This window comes from Enterobacter sp. T2 (assembly GCF_010692925.1).
In the GTDB taxonomy this organism is placed as follows: domain Bacteria; phylum Pseudomonadota; class Gammaproteobacteria; order Enterobacterales; family Enterobacteriaceae; genus Enterobacter; species Enterobacter kobei.
The window spans coordinates 1,212,107-1,228,950 of the sequence record NZ_CP048736.1 but is presented as its reverse complement, the minus strand read 5'-3'; the positions used below and the strand labels follow the sequence as shown (position 1 = coordinate 1,228,950).

Here is a 16,844-nt window from a genome sequence, read left to right as displayed (position 1 = left end):
AGTAAACCTTCCCTCTCCCCTCCGGGGAGAGGGTCAGGGTGAGGGAAAACCATGCACACAACCCACAGCACGTTCATTCTCGCCGATCGCACCGTTCACCGGGTCACCTTCGACCCCACCTCCTTTACCGACGCCGATCTCCTCTGGCTTCCCCATCACGCAGAGCTTTCAAACGCCGGACGCAAACGCAAAGCCGATCATCTTGCCGGGCGCATCGCCGCCGCGCATGCCTTACCGGGAAACACCGTACCCGGCATCGGCCCCAGCGGGGAACCGCGCTGGCCACAGGGTGTTTCCGGCAGCATCACCCACAGCGGCACGCAGGCCATGGCTGTCGTTACGCACGACCACCCTGCGCTTATCGGCATTGATTGCGAAACGATCCTCCCCGAAAACGAAGCCCGGGAAATCAAAGACGGCATTATTGATGCGCAAGAAGAGAGCGTCCTTTCCCGCTCGGGTTACCCGTTCGCCCTCGCCCTGACGCTGGTGTTTAGCGCCAAAGAGAGCCTGTTCAAAGCCCTCTTTCCGCAGGTGCAGGCCTGGATGGGTTTTGACAGCGCCCGCGTCACGCAGCTCGTCGATAAGACGCTTACGCTGGCATTGACCTGCCAGCGCGCGGGCTATCCCGAAGGCACCGCCTTTACCGTTCACTGGCAACAGCACGGCGAACAGGCGATCACCCTGCTGTCACACTCTCCTGTCGACGGGCCTTCACGCTGGTGACCACAAACGTCACGATAAACACGACCGCGAACAGCACGACGATGGTCGGGGCAGGCGCGCTGTCGAGATAAAACGACGCATAGACGCCGCTTACGGACACGAGCGCGGAAACGGCTACCGCCACCAGCAGCGCCATGTGGAAGCGCCGGGTGATCAGCACCGCCACCGCGCCGGGCGCAATGAGCAACGAAATCGACAGAATAATCCCCACCGCTTTCAGCGTCGCCACGATGGTCAGCGAAACCATGCACAGTAATCCATAGTGCAGCCAGCGAGTGCGCAACCCGCTCGCCTGCGCCTGCTGATAATCAAAGCAGAACAGCAAAAAGTCCCGCCACTTCAGGCCAATCACCAGCGCAATCAGTCCCGCCACAATCCCGCTTTGCAGAATGTCCATCCCGTTAATACCCAGCATATCGCCGAACAGAATATGGTCGAGATGCACCTCGGGTTTGACGGCGATGTAGAGGATCAACCCGGCACCGAACATGCCGGAAAAGACGATCCCCATAACCGTATCCTGCTTGATGCGGCTATTGTCTTTCAGGTATCCGGTGGCGACCGCGCAGAACAGACCGGCAACAAATGCGCCCAGCGCCAGCGGCAGCCCCATCATCCAGGCCAGCACGACGCCGGGAAACACCGCATGGCTCATGGCGTCGCCCATCAGCGCCCAGCCCTTGAGCACCAGAAAAACCGACAGCAGCGCGCAGGGCACGGCGACCAGCAGTGAAATCAGCAGCGCGTTGTTCATAAACGCAAACTGGAAGGGTTCAAGGAGCAGCGCGATCATGGGTGGACCTCCTGCGCCCGGCGCGCCCGACGGCGGCTGGCGAGCAGCCCGTGCTTCGGCGCAAAGACGAACGCCAGCAGGAACAGCAGCGTCTGGGCGACCACGATAATACCGCCGGTCGCGCCGTCGAGATAATAGCTCGCCCATGCGCCAAGGAAGCTGGTAATGCTACCCATGGCGACGGCAATCATCAGCAGTCGCGGGAAGCGATCGGTCAGTAGCCACGCGGTCGCGCCGGGCGTGACCACCAGACAGATCACCAGAAATGCGCCGACGGTTTGCAGCGCAGCCACGGTGGAAACCGCCAGCAGGGTAAAGAAAAGGATCTTCAGACGTTCAGGACGCAGACCGATGGCGAGGGCGTGGTTCTCATCAAAAAAGGTCACCATCAAATCTTTCCATTTGAACAGCAGAACAAGCATCGACACCACGCCGATAATCGCCAGCTGGACGATGTCTTCCGGGGCAATGGCGAGGATATTCCCGAGGACGATAGTCTGAATATTCACCGAGGTCGGGTTGAGTGAGACCATAAACAGCCCCAGACCGAAAAAGGAGGAGAAGATCAGCCCGATGATGGCGTCCTCTTTCAGGCGGCTGCGCTGGTTGAGAAACAGCATGCTGCCCGCCGCCAGCCCGCCCGACAGGAACGCCCCCAGCGAAAACGGCAGCCCGAGCATGTAGGCTCCCGCCACGCCCGGTACGATGGAGTGCGAGAGCGCATCGCCAATCAGCGACCAGCCTTTTAGCATCAGATAGCACGAGAGAAACGCGCACAGCCCGCCCACCATCGCCGAAACCCACATCGCGTTCAGCATGTACTCGTAGCCGAAGGGTTCCAGAAGTACGCTCATTTTACCTCCTGACGGTGCGTCACGAAGGGGCGTTCATCGTCGGTAATAATGCGATCTTCAGAGCCGCTGAGCACCACGTGGCGCAGCACGCCGCTGAAGGCGCGCTCCAGATTTTCGGCGGTAAAGGTAGTTTCCGTCGGGCCGCTTGCCAGCACGGTACCTTTGACCATGACCGTGTAATCGCAAAACCCGGAGACGGAGCCTAAATTGTGGGTCGATACCAGCATGGTTTTGCCCTCATCGCGCAGTTCCCGCAGCAGGGTGATAATTCTGGCTTCAGTTTTAACGTCCACGCCGGTAAACGGCTCGTCGAGCAGGATCACCTCGCCCTGCTGGGCAATCGCCCGCGCCAGAAACACGCGTTTCTTTTGCCCGCCGGAGAGCTCGCCAATCTGCCGATGGCGCAGCTCAAGCATATCCACCCGTTTCAGAGCGTCGGTGACGATCTGCCGATCCAGCGCTTTTGGCCGACGCAAAAAACCCATATGTCCGTAGCGGCCCATCATCACCACGTCTTCCACCAGCACCGGGAACGACCAGTCAACCTCTTCCGACTGCGGCACGTAGGCGACCAGGTTCTGACGGAGCGCCCGGTGAGGCGGTAATCCCAGAATAGTGATCGTGCCGCTTGCCGCCCGTACAAAGCCCATCACCGCCTTAAACAGCGTAGATTTGCCGGAACCGTTCACACCTACCAGTGCGGCAATCGATCCGCCCGGCACGCTGAACGAGGCATCACGCAATGCGGTATGACCGTTACGGTAGGTCACGGTCAAATCGGTTACGACAATCCCCTTCTGCATGGTTACTCCTTCATGCCGTCACGGATGCCCTGCACCAGCGTGCGGGTCGTGACGTTCAACAGATCGATATAGGTCGGCACCGGGCCGTTTTCTGCGCTCAGGGAGTCGACATACAGCACGCCGCCGTAATGGGTATCGGTTTCCCGTGCCACCTGGCGCGCGGGTTTATCGGAGACGGTACTTTCGCTGAACACCGCCGGAATGCGATGTTTTTTCACCAGATCGATAACCTTGCGCACCTGCTGAGGCGTGCCCTGCTGATCGGCGTTGATCGGCCACAGGTAAAGCTCTTTCAGGCCCAGATCCCGCGCCAGATAGGAGAACGCCCCTTCACTGGTGACCATCCAGCGTTTATCTTCCGGGATCTCCGCAACCTGCTTACGCAGCGGTTCGAGGGTGGCGGTGATCTTCTGCTTATAGGCTTCCGCGTTGCGCTGATAGGTCTGCGCATTCGCCGGGTCGTACTTTACCAGCGCGTCACGAATGTTATCGACGTAAATCAGGGCGTTATCCGGAGACATCCACGCGTGCGGGTTGGGTTTGCCGTTATACGGCCCTTCCCCGATCCCCATCGGCGTAATGCCTTTGGTGACAATCACTTCCGGCACGCCGTTCAGATGCTGATAAAACCGCTGGAACCACAGCTCAAGGTTCATGCCGTTGGCCAGGATCAGCTGCGCCTTCTGGGCGCGCTTGATGTCGCCGGGCGTCGGCTGATACTCATGGATTTCAGCGCCCGGTTTGGTGATGGAAGTGACTTCTGCGGCGTCCCCCGCCACGTTTTTCGCCATATCAGCGATAACGGTAAAGGTCGTGATGACCTGGAATTTTTCAGCCGCCTGCGCGCCCGTGGTGGCCGCGGTCAGTAGCAGCGAGCTGAACAACAGACGCTTCAATCCTTGCAGTAGGTGCATCGCAGAACTCTCCCGAGGTGATTAAATTCAAAGCAAAATTAGCCCGTGCTATAAGGTATAGCACAGGCTATGTTTAAATGAAAATAGTTATCATTAAAGATATGTCAACGAAGGCGGTTCGTTTTGTGGGCCGGGTAAGCGCAGCGCCACCCGGCAAGAGGGCTACCTAATGCCCGGCAAGGGCCTTATAAAATGCAGGGTTCTCCCGAATCACATTCAGTACCTTCGCCGCCAGTCCGGTTGGGTTGCGACGTTTAGACTCCCAGCTTTTTATCGTGTCAACGCTCGTGCCAAGCGCCTTCGCCATTTCGCTTTGGGTGATATTGAGCTGTTCTCTGATTGCGCGAACATCTGCAACTTCATAGCGGGTTACTCTGGAAGCTGCCTTCCTTCCGCTATGAATCTCAACGGCTTCTTCAAGCGAAGATTTTAATTCATCGAATATACTCATTGTCTGCCTCCTTCTGCCTGAATGGAGTACATAGTACACCTACCATTTATGGCATAGGAAGTAGTATTTTTCACAACAGAAGTCAGTTTTTTAAGTTCAGCTTTCTCTGCCTCAGTCAGGCTGTCCCTGGTGCTTTTTAGGTAGGCCATGATGAAATAGATCACCTCTTCCGTTGCCAGAAAGTAAATCACTCTGGCTCCCCCTCTCTTTCCTTTTGAGCCTGCGGCCAGCCTTATTTTACGTAATCCCCCCGTATGCTGAATCAGGTCACCTTTATCAGGCCGGGCAATGAGTTCCTTTTGGAGATCCTTTAATTCATCATCCGTAGCAATGCTTTTGATCTGGCGGGTAAAAAGTGAAGTTTCGATAAATTCTATCGCGTGACTCATCCATGGTTCCTTCCCGAAAAACAACAACAGCCTGGCTCATCAGCGCAGGCTGTCGCTGCAATATTACTCTTCCATGAGTAATATTGCGTCAGTTGACTGTATTTATATACAGCATGATGAAGTTTTAAGAATCTGTTTAGACATCCGGGAACATCACGCTATTCCCCGGCGCTTCCCTGTGCAGATGGATAAAGTTCAGGTGGCGTTCGTACTGGTCCAGAATGTCCGTAATCACCTGCTCCTTGCTGTAGTCCATCAGGTCGTTCCCCTGGCTTCCCTCAAGCAGGAAGGTCTCCAGCCGGTAATAGGTCGATTTCCCGCTGCGCGCCCGGTAGGTAAACCCGGGCACCGAATACTGCTGCGGCCAGATCTGGTAGACGAAGTTTTGCTCGTCGCCCATGTGCACCAGCAGATCCAGGTGCCCCAGGTTTTCGCCTTCATCCGGCGGCAGATTTTTCAGCTCCACGTAGGCACCCCGCAGGCGCAACTCCTGTGCGACTTCCTCCATCGCCGGGAAGCAGACCGTCTCCATCATCTGTTTGGTGTAACGCGTGCCCGGGTAGTTCATCAGGCGCGACAAGCGCTTTTTCCAGCTCAGCCTGTCCTGCGCGCCCATCGGACGCGGCGCGGTATCACGGCTGGCGCTGACGCGGCGGTAGTCTTCCACTTTGAGCGATTTATACAGCCCGGCCATCACGAAGAAGATGACGAAGCTAAACGGCAGGCCCATGATCACCGTCGTGTTCTGCAGCGCCGAAATACCGTTGGTCATCAGCATGCCGAGCGTCAGAAGACCGATGGCGACCGACCAAAAGATGCGCAGCCAGTTCGGCGCGTCGCTGTTGATGTCCTTCAGCTTCGAGGTGAAGTTGCCCAACACCAGCGCGCCGGAGTCCGCTGAGGTCACGTAGAACAGCAGGCCGGTGATGGTCGCCACGGAGGCGCTAAAGGTGAACGCCGGGTACTGCGCCAGCAGGCTGTAGAAGCCGCGCTCCGGGTGCGCCATCGCTTCCTGAGCAAAACCCGCATTGCCGTGGATGATCTCGTGCAGCGCGCTGTTGCCGAAAATCGACAGCCACAGCAGGGTAAAGGTGAACGGGATAATCAGCGTGCCCATCACAAACTGGCGGATGGTGCGCCCGCGCGAAATTCGCGCCAGGAACAGGCCGACAAACGGCGACCACGCAACCCACCACGCCCAGAAGAACAGCGTCCAGTTATTCATCCACTCCACCGGACGGTCGAAGGCGAAGCTATTGAGCGTCATCCCCATAAAGCGGTTCACGTAGTCGCCCACGTTGAGCACCAGCGCGTTGAGCAGGAACGAGGTGTCCCCCATAAACAGCACAAACAGGATCAGGCCCAGCGCCAGCGCGACGTTCAGCTCGGAGAGCACGCGGATGCCCTTGTCCACGCCGGAGGTCACCGAGATGGTGGCGATAATCACAGAGAGCGCAATCAGCGCCGCTTTTGCCGCCATTGAATCCGGAATATCAAACAGCACGCTTAGCCCGTAGTTGAGCTGCACCACGCCGATACCGAGCGTGGTCGCGATGCCGAAGATGGTGCCAATCACCGCTGCGATATCAACGGTGTGACCAATCGGCCCGTTAATTTTTTTGCCAAAAATCGGGTACAGCGCAGAGCGGATAGTGAGGGGCAAATTATAACGATAGCTAAAGTATCCGAGCGCCATCCCCATCAGGGCGTACATCGACCAGCCCGTCAGGCCGTAGTGGAACAGCGTCCAGACCATCGCCTGGCGCGCGGCCTCCATCGTCTGCCCTGCCCCTTCCGGCGGCTGCATATACTGCGTGACCGGTTCAGCCACGGAGAAGAACATCAGGTCGATGCCGATACCCGCAGCAAACAACATTGCGGCCCAGCTCAGCAAACTGAACTCGGGCTTGGACTGCTCTGGCCCAAGCTTCACCGAACCGAAGCGCGAGCAGGCGATGCAGACCACGAAGACAATATAGAGCGTCGCCGCCAGCAGATAGTACCAGCCAAAGGTCTTCGACACCCAGTTCAGGGTGCGCCCAATCCACTCGGCGGAAAAATCACGAAAGAAGATCGTCGTCAGGGAAAACAACAAAATCAGCCCGGCGGAAGTATAAAAAACGACCGGGTTGATTTTGTCTTTTTCTCTGTCTTGTGAAAGGTCTGTCATCCAGTATCCCCACTGTTTTTGTAACTATTAAAATCCAAATCAGCAACAATTAAGACACATTTTATATTGAACGTCCAATCAAAAACCGCTTTAATGTATTACCAACGCTGATGAATGGAGTGGCAACAATGCCCAAAGTGGGGATGCAGCCGATCCGGCGCAGGCAGCTTATTAACGCCACGCTGGAAGCAATAAATGAAGTGGGAATGCACGACGCAACCATCGCACAGATCGCCCGTCGGGCGGGCGTTTCCACGGGGATCATCAGTCACTATTTCAAAGACAAAAACGGTCTGCTGGAAGCGACCATGCGCGACATCACCGGGCAGTTGCGCGATGCGGTATTAAGCCGCTTGCACGCCCTGCCGGACGGCAGCGCGGAGCAGCGATTACAGGCGATTGTCGGCGGCAATTTTGATGAAACCCAGATCAGCAGCGCGGCAATGAAAGCCTGGCTGGCCTTCTGGGCGAGCAGCATGCACCAGCCGATGCTCTACCGTCTGCAGCAGGTCAGCAGCCGCCGCCTGCTGTCGAACCTGGTGTACGAGTTCCGCCGCGAATTGCCGCGCGAGCAGGCGCAGGAAGCGGGCTACGGGCTGGCGGCACTGATCGACGGGCTTTGGCTGCGTGCCGCACTGAGCGGCAAACCGCTGGATAAAACGCTGGCCCAGTCGCTCACCAGCCACTTTATCAGCCAGCATTTACCGACCGAATAACCGAGGAGAAAGTATGTCCCGAATGGCAGAACAGCAGCTTTATATCAATGGTGGTTATACACCCGCCACCAGCGGTCGCACCTTCGAGACCATCAACCCGGCCAACGGTGAAGTCCTGGCGAGCGTTCAGGCCGCCGGGCGTGAAGACGTCGACCGCGCCGTGGAAAGCGCAACACGCGGGCAAAAAATCTGGGCGGCAATGACCGCCATGGAGCGCTCACGAATCCTGCGTCGCGCCGTGGATATCCTGCGCGAGCGTAACGACGCGCTGGCGAAGCTGGAAACCCTCGATACTGGTAAAGCGTATTCCGAAACCTCGACCGTGGACATCGTCACCGGCGCGGACGTGCTGGAGTATTACGCAGGGCTGATCCCGGCGCTGGAAGGCAGCCAGATCCCGCTGCGCGACACCTCATTCGTCTACACCCGCCGCGAGCCACTGGGCGTGGTGGCGGGCATCGGCGCGTGGAACTACCCGATCCAGATCGCCCTGTGGAAATCGGCCCCGGCGCTGGCGGCGGGCAACGCGATGATCTTCAAGCCGAGCGAAGTGACGCCGCTCACCGCCCTCAAGCTTGCCGAAATCTATACCGAAGCGGGTCTGCCGGACGGCGTGTTTAATGTCCTGCCAGGCGTAGGCGCGGAGACCGGCCAGTACCTGACCGAGCATCCGGGCATCGCGAAGGTCTCCTTTACCGGCGGCGTTGCCAGCGGCAAAAAGGTGATGGCCAACTCGGCGGCCTCGTCCCTGAAAGAGGTGACGATGGAGCTGGGCGGCAAATCGCCGCTGATTGTTTTCGACGATGCGGATCTGGATCTGGCGGCAGACATCGCCATGATGGCCAACTTCTTCAGCTCCGGTCAGGTCTGCACCAACGGCACCCGCGTGTTCGTGCCCGCGAAATTTAAGGCCGCGTTTGAGCAGAAAATCGTTGAGCGCGTGGGCCGCATCCGCGCGGGCGATCTGTTCGATGTGAAAACCAACTTTGGCCCGATGGTCAGCTTCCCGCACCGCGACAGCGTGCTGCGCTACATCGCCAAAGGTAAAGAAGAAGGCGCGCGAGTGCTGTGCGGCGGCGACGTGCTGAAGGGCGAAGGGTTTGATAACGGCGCGTGGGTGGCCCCGACCGTGTTCACCGACTGCACCGACGAGATGACCATCGTGCGCGAAGAGATCTTCGGCCCGGTGATGTCCATCCTCACCTATGAAACCGATGAAGAAGCGATTCGCCGCGCCAACGATACCGACTACGGACTGGCGGCGGGTATCGTCACTGCCGATCTGAACCGCGCCCACGGCACCATTCATCAGCTCGAAGCGGGCATCTGCTGGATCAACACCTGGGGTGAATCCGCCGCAGAGATGCCGGTGGGCGGTTATAAACACTCCGGCATTGGCCGCGAGAACGGCGTTATGACGCTGCAGAGCTACACCCAGGTGAAGTCCATCCAGGTTGAGATGGGTAAATTCCAGTCCATATTTTAACCGGGAGGTTTATTTGCAATTTGACTACATCATTATCGGCGCCGGCTCTGCCGGCAACGTACTGGCAACACGACTGACTGAAGATCCGAATACCACCGTGCTGCTGCTTGAGGCGGGCGGACCGGATTACCGCTTTGACTTCCGCACTCAGATGCCTGCCGCGCTGGCGTTCCCGCTGCAGGGCAAGCGCTACAACTGGGCGTATGAAACCGAGCCAGAGCCGTTTATGAACAACCGCCGCATGGAGTGCGGGCGCGGTAAAGGGCTGGGCGGTTCGTCGCTGATCAACGGCATGTGCTACATCCGCGGTAACGCGATGGATCTCGACCACTGGGCGAAAGAGCCGGGTCTGGAGCACTGGAGCTATCTCAACTGCCTGCCGTACTACCGCAAGGCAGAGAGGCGCGACGTGGGCCCGAACGACTACCACGGCGGCGACGGTCCCGTGAGCGTTACCACCTCAAAACCGGGCGTGAACCCGCTGTTTGAGGCGATGGTGGAAGCGGGCGTGCAGGCGGGCTACCCGCGCACGGACGATCTCAACGGCTATCAGCAGGAAGGCTTCGGCCCGATGGACCGCACGGTCACGCCGAAGGGCCGACGCGCCAGCACCGCGCGCGGCTATCTGGACCAGGCAAAGCAACGCCCGAACCTGACCATCCGTACCCACGCCATGACCGACCGCATCCTCTTTGAAGGCAAGCGCGCGGTGGGCGTCGAGTGGCTGGAAGGCGAAAGCACGATTCCGTCGAAAGCGACGGCGAACAAAGAGGTGCTGCTGAGCGCAGGCGCCATTGCCTCCCCGCAGATCCTCCAGCGTTCCGGCGTGGGCAGCGCGGAGCTGCTGAAGCAGTTCGATATCCCGCTGGTGCACGACCTGCCCGGCGTGGGCGAAAACCTGCAGGATCACCTGGAGATGTACCTCCAGTACGAATGCAAAGAGCCGGTCTCCCTCTACCCAGCCCTGCAGTGGTGGAACCAGCCGAAGATTGGCGCCGAGTGGCTGTTTGGCGGCACCGGCGTGGGCGCGAGCAACCACTTCGAAGCGGGCGGGTTTATCCGCAGCCGCGAGGAGTTCGCGTGGCCGAACATTCAGTACCACTTCCTGCCGGTGGCGATTAACTACAACGGTTCGAATGCGGTAAAAGAGCACGGCTTCCAGTGCCACGTCGGCTCCATGCGCTCGCCGAGCCGCGGCCACGTGCGCATCAAGTCGCGCGATCCGCATCAGCATCCGGCGATCCTGTTCAACTATATGTCCCACGAGCAGGACTGGCAGGAGTTCCGCGACGCGATCCGTATCACCCGTGAGATCATGCATCAGCCTGCGCTGGACAAGTACCGCGGTCGCGAGATCAGCCCGGGCGTCGAGTGCCAGACCGACGAACAGCTTGACGAGTTCGTGCGCAACCACGCCGAAACCGCCTTCCACCCGTGCGGTACCTGTAAGATGGGCAATGACGAGATGGCGGTTGTCGACGGCGAAGGCCGCGTTCACGGGCTGGAAGGGCTGCGCGTGGTGGATGCGTCGATCATGCCGCAGATCATCACCGGTAACCTGAACGCCACCACCATCATGATTGGCGAGAAGATTGCAGACGCCATTCGCGGGCGCGAACCGCTGGCGAAGAGCACGGCCGCGTATTATGTCGCGAACGGGGCGCCGGTTCGCCGCTGAGGGTGCCCCCTCACCCTTACCCTCTCCCCACAGGGGAGAGGGAATAAACGTCTCCTAAATTTTTTTTCATTTCCCTGCATCCAGTTTCCACCCTGCCTTCGTATATGGGTATGTGAGCAACCCCTTTGCTCCCCAATCCGAGGAATGATGATGAAAAAGCTAACCCGTGTTGCATTCGTAACCAGCGCTTTACTCTTCTGTGCAGGCGCATCAGCAGCCATGACGTCTGACACCGTGATGGTGGGCGGAGCGGCAATGTTCCCGAGCAAAAATATTGTTGAAAACGCCGTGAACTCGAAAGATCACACGACTCTGGTGGCCGCTGTCAAAGCTGCCGGACTGGTGGATACGCTACAGAGCAAAGGACCGTTCACCGTGTTTGCGCCGACCAATGCGGCGTTTGCGAAATTACCCGCCGGTACGGTCGATAACCTGGTCAAACCCGAAAACAAAGCACTGCTAACCAGCATCCTGACCTATCACGTGGTTGCCGGTAATTACGATATGAAAGCGCTGGAGCAGAAAATTAAACAGGGTGGTGGTCGCGCGGAGCTGAAGACCGTTAACGGTCAGCCGCTGTGGATCATGAGCAACGGCCTGCACAATATTCAGCTTAAGGATGGTCAGGGCAATGTGGCAAACATCAGCACCTACGACGTTCATCAAAAAAATGGCGTAATCGATGTCATTGATACCGTTCTGATGCCTAAGTAGTTGTCTATACTTCGGAAGTGTGCCGTTGCCTTTCGGGAAAAACATGGATAACGCGCTGGCTGAACAGCAGCAGAAATTAATGCAGGCGGTCGCGAAAGGCGATCGCCGTGCATTTGAACAACTCTACCGACTCACCTCGCCGCATCTGTTTGCCGTCGCGCTGCGCATGTTGCGTGACCGGGCATGGGCAGAAGAGATCCTTCACGACTGTTTTCTCACGGTCTGGAGTAAAGCCGAAACCTATAACGCCGCCCTCAGTTCCCCGATGACCTGGCTTACGCATATTGTTCGCAACCGCTGTATTGACTGGCTGCGTTGCGGGCAAACCCGGGCAGCCGACCGCGAGACGCCGTATACCGACGCGCTTCTGCCGAGCGAGAATGACGAGCAGAACAACTGGCACGACGATGTGCAGGCAGAACGGCTCAGGCATTGCCTCGAACATTTGAGTAGCGAGCAGCGCCAGAGCATTACGCTCGCCTACTATCAGGGGATGTCTCACAGCGATATTGCCGACTGGCTCCAGCAGCCTGTAGGCTCAGTGAAAAGCTGGATACGTCGCGCAATGGATCATCTCCGGGAGTGTGTGGGGCTATGAATAACGCAGAAAAACGCGACGACATGCTGGCAGCAGAATATGCCCTCGGCACCCTGCGGGGAGGCGCGCGGCTTCAGTTCCAGAAAAGGCTTGCCAATGAGCCCGCTCTGGCCGCCCGCGTAGCGTACTGGCAGGAAATGCTCAGCACGCTCGATAGCCATCTTGTCCCCATTCCTCCCCCTGAGTCGGTGTGGAAAAAAATTGCCCTCGAACTGCCGTCTAAACAGCCGTTGCGCAACCATCGACCTTACCTCGCCTGGATGGTGGCAGCCGGTCTTGCCGCCTTTAGCGTCGTGACGTGGTATTCCACCCGCGCGCCGACGCTCGCACCGCTGATGGTGCTCAACGATGCCCAACAGCACGGGCAGTGGGTCGTGAGTGCGGACAGCCGCCGTCAGCAGCTGAGTATTGCTCCTCTCGGACCTGCCGCCGTCCCGGCGCAGCACAGCCTGCAGCTTTGGCTGATTCCGACCGGACAGAACCCTGTCTCGCTGGGATTGCTGCATAGCAGCATACCGACGAAGGTGACCCTCAGGAACACAACGCTTCCTCCTGGCGCCACGATAGCGATAAGCCTTGAACCAGAGGGCGGATCACCCACTGGCTTGCCAACAGGCCCGGTGCTTTATAGTGGCAAAATCTAATCCTTAGGCCTTGTTCGCAGGGCCTCCAGCGTCACCCCATTTCTTTTTATACTATTCTCGCTTACATATAAGAAATAAACGTTAGGCATGCAATCCGTTTAAATATTAAAAATATGATATTGACAGACTCTTCCACACTCCATTAAGTTTTAAACAGCCATCATTTTATTTCCGATACACAATATATCAAAAATCCGCGTTAATGAATTTGTCATTATTCATTAACACCTCCCTGCCTTTTATTTTTTGCATTACTCAACAGCGAGATAAGATCATGAATAACAGTGCAAACAACGTTGTCGTTATCACCGGCGCCAGCAGCGGCATCGGTCAGGCCATTGCCCTGTATTTAGCGAACAAGGCCTTTTCGCTGGTGCTGGTGGCGCGCCGCCTCGACAGGATTAATGCCCTGGTGGATCAGATTATTCAGCAGGGCGGCAAGGCGATTGCCGTGAAGGCCGATGTCACCCGTCAGGAAGAGGTTCAGGCCGCCATCGATGCCGCTGTGACGGCCTACCAGCGCGTGGACGTACTGATCAATAACGCTGGTTACATGGCGATAGCCCCCATCAGCGAGCGCAAAACCGACGAGTGGGACAAGATGATTGATACTAACCTGAAGGGCGTGCTGTACGGCATTGCCGCGGCGTTACCGGTGTTCCAGCGTCAGGGTAGCGGACACTTTATTAACGTGGCTTCCGTTGCGGGTATCAAAGTGCTTGCCCCCGGCGGCGTCGTTTACAGCGCCACTAAATTTGCCGTTCGCGCCCTGAGCGAAGGGTTACGTCAGGAGGCGGGGAAAACCATCCGCACGACGCTTATTTCCCCCGGCGCCGTCGAAAGCGAACTGCAGTTCGGCAGTTCTGATAAAGACAGCCTGGCGTTTTTGCACGAATTCTATAAGCAGGCTATTCCGGCTGACGCCATTGCCCGAGCCGTTTTATTTGCCATTGAACAGCCTGGCGACGTTGATATTAATGAAATTGTGGTTCGTCCGACGCAGGAAGAATTTTAGCATGCCTTAAATAACGCTAAATGAGGAGTCATCATGATTAAATCATTAACGTCTATATCAGATTGAAATATGCGGACGGGTGCCGATATTTTCCTTGAACTTCTGGAAAGAGAAGACGTAGAAAATATATTTGGCACTCCAGAAGAGCAGCGTGGTTGCCATTGCCGACGGCTATGCCAAAGCCTCCGGCAAAACGGGCTTTATCAATTTGCATACAGCCAGCGGTCCTGGTCACGCCATGGGTGTCCAGTCCGGAGAAACCAACCTGATTGAAATTGCCATTTCCTCAGAGTAATTATCCGTTCCAGCTGTACCCTACATACAAGACTTATAACCGAAATGCCTCAAGCCGCTGAATCTGCCGCCCTTCTGCGTCAAAATTCTCCGAAGCCAGCCATGCGCACAGCTCCGCGTTTCTTTGCGGCCATTCGCCATCAATAATGGAGAGCATATCGCTGTCGCGGTTACGCCCTTTGCGCACAAGTTTCTGACGCAGGCGACCTTCCCAGACAAAACCCAGCCGCTCCGCCGCATTGCGCGAGGCAATGTTCATTGAATCGCATTTCCATTCCAGTCGACGGTACTTATGCTCAAAGGCATTTTTCAGCAGCAGCCACACCGCCTCGGTACCCAAACGCGTGCCCTTCATTTTGCGCGACCAGGTGACATGCCCGATTTCCACCGAGCCGAGAAACCGCTCAATCGCCATGTAACTCACCAGCCCTACCGCCTGTTCAGTGCGTAAATCGATTACGGCAAAGGGCACCAGATCGTCATCCATCACCTTTCCCAGCACCCAGTGCGCAGTGGCCTCAACGCTTTCCGGCTGAGTGCTGGCAAGCCACGTCCAGTCACTGTCATCACCCAGCGCGTAGGCTTCGTATAAATCAGCCGAATGGCGATCGGTATCCAGCGGCTCCAGTCGGCAATACTGACCGGTAAGTGGGGTGCGGGTTAAGATCTGGGCGCATTTCCAGTCTGGAACAATATCGTTAACGGTTTGACCATGTTGATTGATTTCGGGCACGGCGGTGACTCCCTGAAAGGTAAGGAGTTTGTTATAGCAGGTTAAAAAGCGGACGAAAAGCAGCGCATTCTAATAGCCTTAGCGTATGCGTTATTCCCGGAAGGCATAAGCAAAGCTGAATTTCGACTTTGCGGAATGTCTTAGTCGACCTAACGTAGCGGAGCATAAAACAATCACAATAGAGTTATTTCAGGGATCGCTATGACAAAAAAACTGTTGCCGTTACTGGTGCTGACCGCGCTCTCAAACGCAGTCCACGCCGCTACTCCGCCGAATACGCTGGTGGTTGCCCAGGGGCTTGATGACATCGTAAGCCTCGACCCGGCCGAAGCCAACGAGCTCTCCAGCATCCAGACCGTACCGAGCCTGTATCAGCGTCTGGTGCAACCGGACCGCGATAACCCGGAAAAAATCACCCCGATTCTGGCGGAAAGCTGGGAAGCCGACGCGGCAGCAAAAACCTTGACCATCAAGCTTAAGCCCGATGCGAAATTCGCTTCCGGAAACCCACTGCGCCCGGAAGACGTGATCTTCTCGTATACCCGCGCCGTGACGCTGAACAAATCCCCGGCGTTTATCCTCAACGTGCTGGGCTGGGACGCGAGCAACATCGCCAGCCAGCTGAAAAAAGTGGATGACCATACCCTCCAGCTTCACTGGACGGCGGACGTTAGCCCGTCGGTGGCGCTGAATATTCTCTCCACGCCGATTGCCTCCATCGTCGATGAAAAGCAGGTGGTGGCGAACGTGAAGGACAACGACTTCGGCAACGCCTGGCTGAAAATGCACTCGGCAGGCAGCGGCGCGTTCAAAATGCGCGTTTATCAGCCGCATCAGGCTATCGTGCTGGAAGCCAACGAATCGGCTCCCGGCGGCGCGCCGAAGCTTAAAAGCATCATCATTAAAAACGTTCCCGATCCGGCTTCCCGCCGCCTGCTGATCCAGCAGGGTGATGCCGACGTGGCGCGCGATCTGGGGGCAGATCAGATTAGCGCCCTGGAGGGCAAGCCGGGCGTGAAGGTGCTGAGCATTCCGTCCGCCGAGCAAAATTATCTGGTGTTTAACACCGGCAACAGCGCTAACTCACTGCTCAACAACCCGTCGTTCTGGGAGGCTTCACGCTGGCTGGTTGATTATGAAGGCATTACCAAAAACCTGCTGAAAGGCCAGTATTTTGTTCATCAGAGCTTCCTGCCGGTCGGTCTGCCGGGCGCGCTGGAAGCGAATCCATTCACGTTTGACCCGGCTAAGGCGAAAGAAATTCTCGCCAAAGCGGGCATTAAAGACGCGCACTTCACGCTGGACGTGGAGAACAAGCCGCCGTTTATCACCATCGCCCAGTCCATGCAGGCGAGCTTTGCTCAGGGGGGCGTGAAGGTCGATCTGCTGCCCGCTGCCGGGAGCCAGGTCTATGCCCGCGTGCGCGCAAAGCAGCATCAGGCGGCGATTCGTCTGTGGATCCCGGACTACTTTGATGCGCACTCTAACGCCAGCGCCTTTGCGTGGAACGATGGCAAATCCAGTACCGTAGCCGGTCTGAATAGCTGGAAAATTCCCGAGCTTAACAAAGCCACGCTGGCGGCGGTTGCCGAGCCGGATCCGGCGAAACGTCTGGATCTGTACAAGAAAATGCAGGAACAGCTGCAACATAGCTCGCCGTATGTATTCGTCGATCAGGGCAAAACCCAGATCGTGGTGCGCGATAACGTGAAGGGATATCAGCAGGGCTTGAACGCGGACATGGTCTGGTACGATCGCGTCACGAAGTAGCCTTTGTTGCCGGGTGGCGCTGCGCTTACCCGGCCTGTGTTCTCGGTTTTGTAGGCCGGGTAAGGCGAAGCCGCCACCCGGCATGAAGAGATCTCC

18 protein-coding genes are annotated in these 16,844 nt (G+C 57.4%); 10 read left to right on the top strand and 8 right to left on the bottom strand.

Annotated elements, in window-relative coordinates; translation table 11 throughout:
• Window positions 1-51: 51 nt before the first annotated feature.
• Window positions 52-726 carry an enterobactin synthase subunit EntD gene (entD, locus tag G0034_RS05790; RefSeq protein ID WP_087530052.1) on the top strand — a complete coding sequence of 225 codons (675 nt, stop codon included), beginning with the start codon at window positions 52-54 and terminating at the stop codon, window positions 724-726.
• Here entD and G0034_RS05785 read toward each other — a convergent pair.
• The 7 genes from G0034_RS05785 to betT all read right to left on the bottom strand — a co-directional run bounded on the left by G0034_RS05785 (window position 680) and on the right by betT (window position 7,100).
• Window positions 680-1,519, bottom strand: a complete 840-nt coding sequence (locus G0034_RS05785) for a metal ABC transporter permease (RefSeq protein ID WP_014882940.1) — start codon at window positions 1,517-1,519, stop codon at window positions 680-682. The genes entD and G0034_RS05785 overlap by 47 nt on opposite strands.
• Window positions 1,516-2,373, bottom strand: a complete 858-nt coding sequence (gene sitC / locus G0034_RS05780; protein ID WP_179120608.1) for an iron/manganese ABC transporter permease subunit SitC — start codon at window positions 2,371-2,373, stop codon at window positions 1,516-1,518. The genes G0034_RS05785 and sitC overlap by 4 nt, the downstream gene beginning before the upstream one ends.
• Window positions 2,370-3,176, bottom strand: coding sequence for an iron/manganese ABC transporter ATP-binding protein SitB (gene sitB / locus G0034_RS05775; protein ID WP_063861205.1), 807 nt, complete (start codon window positions 3,174-3,176; stop codon window positions 2,370-2,372). The genes sitC and sitB overlap by 4 nt, the downstream gene beginning before the upstream one ends.
• A gap of 2 nt (window positions 3,177-3,178) precedes the next feature.
• On the bottom strand, window positions 3,179-4,090 hold the full coding sequence (locus tag G0034_RS05770) for a metal ABC transporter substrate-binding protein (protein WP_269836577.1): 912 nt from the start codon (window positions 4,088-4,090) through the stop codon (window positions 3,179-3,181).
• Between the two features lie 166 nt (window positions 4,091-4,256).
• The gene (gene nadS, locus G0034_RS05765; protein WP_014882936.1) at window positions 4,257-4,541 is read right to left on the bottom strand and encodes a NadS family protein; all 285 of its coding nucleotides are present in this window, start codon (window positions 4,539-4,541) and stop codon (window positions 4,257-4,259) included.
• Window positions 4,538-4,930, bottom strand: a complete 393-nt coding sequence (locus G0034_RS05760) for a type II toxin-antitoxin system RelE/ParE family toxin (RefSeq protein ID WP_179120607.1) — start codon at window positions 4,928-4,930, stop codon at window positions 4,538-4,540. Before G0034_RS05760 ends, nadS begins: the two co-directional genes overlap by 4 nt.
• A 136-nt stretch (window positions 4,931-5,066) precedes the next feature.
• A complete protein-coding gene (betT, locus tag G0034_RS05755; RefSeq protein WP_032637235.1) occupies window positions 5,067-7,100 on the bottom strand; it encodes a choline BCCT transporter BetT in 2,034 nt (677 codons plus the stop codon).
• 128 nt (window positions 7,101-7,228) lie between these two features.
• Between betT and betI the strand changes: the two genes are divergently transcribed.
• The 8 genes from betI (at window position 7,229) to G0034_RS23300 (ending at window position 14,246) form a co-directional block, all read left to right on the top strand.
• Window positions 7,229-7,816, top strand: a complete 588-nt coding sequence (betI, locus tag G0034_RS05750) for a transcriptional regulator BetI (RefSeq protein WP_014882933.1) — start codon at window positions 7,229-7,231, stop codon at window positions 7,814-7,816.
• Between the two features lie 13 nt (window positions 7,817-7,829).
• Window positions 7,830-9,302 (top strand): betaine-aldehyde dehydrogenase, encoded by a 1,473-nt coding sequence (gene betB / locus G0034_RS05745; protein ID WP_050862767.1) that lies wholly within the window; start codon window positions 7,830-7,832, stop codon window positions 9,300-9,302.
• Window positions 9,303-9,315: 13 nt separating this feature from the next.
• Window positions 9,316-10,980: a choline dehydrogenase gene (gene betA, locus G0034_RS05740; RefSeq protein ID WP_179120606.1), complete on the top strand. Its 1,665-nt coding sequence runs from the start codon at window positions 9,316-9,318 to the stop codon at window positions 10,978-10,980.
• A 150-nt stretch (window positions 10,981-11,130) separates the two neighbouring features.
• Window positions 11,131-11,694, top strand: a complete 564-nt coding sequence (locus G0034_RS05735; protein WP_014882930.1) for a fasciclin domain-containing protein — start codon at window positions 11,131-11,133, stop codon at window positions 11,692-11,694.
• Window positions 11,695-11,737: 43 nt separating this feature from the next.
• A complete protein-coding gene (locus tag G0034_RS05730) occupies window positions 11,738-12,292 on the top strand; it encodes an RNA polymerase sigma factor (protein ID WP_023332333.1) in 555 nt (184 codons plus the stop codon).
• Complete coding sequence (locus tag G0034_RS05725) at window positions 12,289-12,936, top strand: anti-sigma factor (RefSeq protein ID WP_179120605.1); 648 nt, start codon at window positions 12,289-12,291, stop codon at window positions 12,934-12,936. Before G0034_RS05730 ends, G0034_RS05725 begins: the two co-directional genes overlap by 4 nt.
• Window positions 12,937-13,210: 274 nt before the next feature.
• Window positions 13,211-13,951: an SDR family oxidoreductase gene (locus G0034_RS05720; RefSeq protein WP_023332331.1), complete on the top strand. Its 741-nt coding sequence runs from the start codon at window positions 13,211-13,213 to the stop codon at window positions 13,949-13,951.
• A gap of 130 nt (window positions 13,952-14,081) precedes the next feature.
• A complete protein-coding gene (locus tag G0034_RS23300) occupies window positions 14,082-14,246 on the top strand; it encodes a hypothetical protein (protein ID WP_193971606.1) in 165 nt (54 codons plus the stop codon).
• Window positions 14,247-14,279: 33 nt separating this feature from the next.
• Here G0034_RS23300 and G0034_RS05710 read toward each other — a convergent pair whose 3' ends face one another.
• The gene (locus G0034_RS05710) at window positions 14,280-14,978 is read right to left on the bottom strand and encodes a GNAT family N-acetyltransferase (RefSeq protein WP_032637241.1); all 699 of its coding nucleotides are present in this window, start codon (window positions 14,976-14,978) and stop codon (window positions 14,280-14,282) included.
• A gap of 201 nt (window positions 14,979-15,179) precedes the next feature.
• On the opposite strand from G0034_RS05710, the gene G0034_RS05705 reads away from it, so the two are divergent.
• Window positions 15,180-16,748 carry an ABC transporter substrate-binding protein gene (locus G0034_RS05705; protein ID WP_179120604.1) on the top strand — a complete coding sequence of 523 codons (1,569 nt, stop codon included), beginning with the start codon at window positions 15,180-15,182 and terminating at the stop codon, window positions 16,746-16,748.
• Window positions 16,749-16,844: the final 96 nt, after the last annotated feature.

What these genes read in the sequence shown, in the direction of transcription:
- entD (WP_087530052.1), top strand. Translation starts at nt 52, where the DNA reads ATGCACACAACCCACAGCACGTTCATTCTCGCCGATCGCACCGTTCAC.
- G0034_RS05785 (WP_014882940.1), bottom strand. Translation starts at nt 1,519, where the DNA reads ATGATCGCGCTGCTCCTTGAACCCTTCCAGTTTGCGTTTATGAACAAC.
- sitC (WP_179120608.1), bottom strand. Translation starts at nt 2,373, where the DNA reads ATGAGCGTACTTCTGGAACCCTTCGGCTACGAGTACATGCTGAACGCG.
- sitB (WP_063861205.1), bottom strand. Translation starts at nt 3,176, where the DNA reads ATGCAGAAGGGGATTGTCGTAACCGATTTGACCGTGACCTACCGTAAC.
- G0034_RS05770 (WP_269836577.1), bottom strand. Translation starts at nt 4,090, where the DNA reads ATGCACCTACTGCAAGGATTGAAGCGTCTGTTGTTCAGCTCGCTGCTA.
- nadS (WP_014882936.1), bottom strand. Translation starts at nt 4,541, where the DNA reads ATGAGTATATTCGATGAATTAAAATCTTCGCTTGAAGAAGCCGTTGAG.
- G0034_RS05760 (WP_179120607.1), bottom strand. Translation starts at nt 4,930, where the DNA reads ATGAGTCACGCGATAGAATTTATCGAAACTTCACTTTTTACCCGCCAG.
- betT (WP_032637235.1), bottom strand. Translation starts at nt 7,100, where the DNA reads ATGACAGACCTTTCACAAGACAGAGAAAAAGACAAAATCAACCCGGTC.
- betI (WP_014882933.1), top strand. Translation starts at nt 7,229, where the DNA reads ATGCCCAAAGTGGGGATGCAGCCGATCCGGCGCAGGCAGCTTATTAAC.
- betB (WP_050862767.1), top strand. Translation starts at nt 7,830, where the DNA reads ATGTCCCGAATGGCAGAACAGCAGCTTTATATCAATGGTGGTTATACA.
- G0034_RS05735 (WP_014882930.1), top strand. Translation starts at nt 11,131, where the DNA reads ATGAAAAAGCTAACCCGTGTTGCATTCGTAACCAGCGCTTTACTCTTC.
- G0034_RS05730 (WP_023332333.1), top strand. Translation starts at nt 11,738, where the DNA reads ATGGATAACGCGCTGGCTGAACAGCAGCAGAAATTAATGCAGGCGGTC.
- G0034_RS05725 (WP_179120605.1), top strand. Translation starts at nt 12,289, where the DNA reads ATGAATAACGCAGAAAAACGCGACGACATGCTGGCAGCAGAATATGCC.
- G0034_RS05720 (WP_023332331.1), top strand. Translation starts at nt 13,211, where the DNA reads ATGAATAACAGTGCAAACAACGTTGTCGTTATCACCGGCGCCAGCAGC.
- G0034_RS05705 (WP_179120604.1), top strand. Translation starts at nt 15,180, where the DNA reads ATGACAAAAAAACTGTTGCCGTTACTGGTGCTGACCGCGCTCTCAAAC.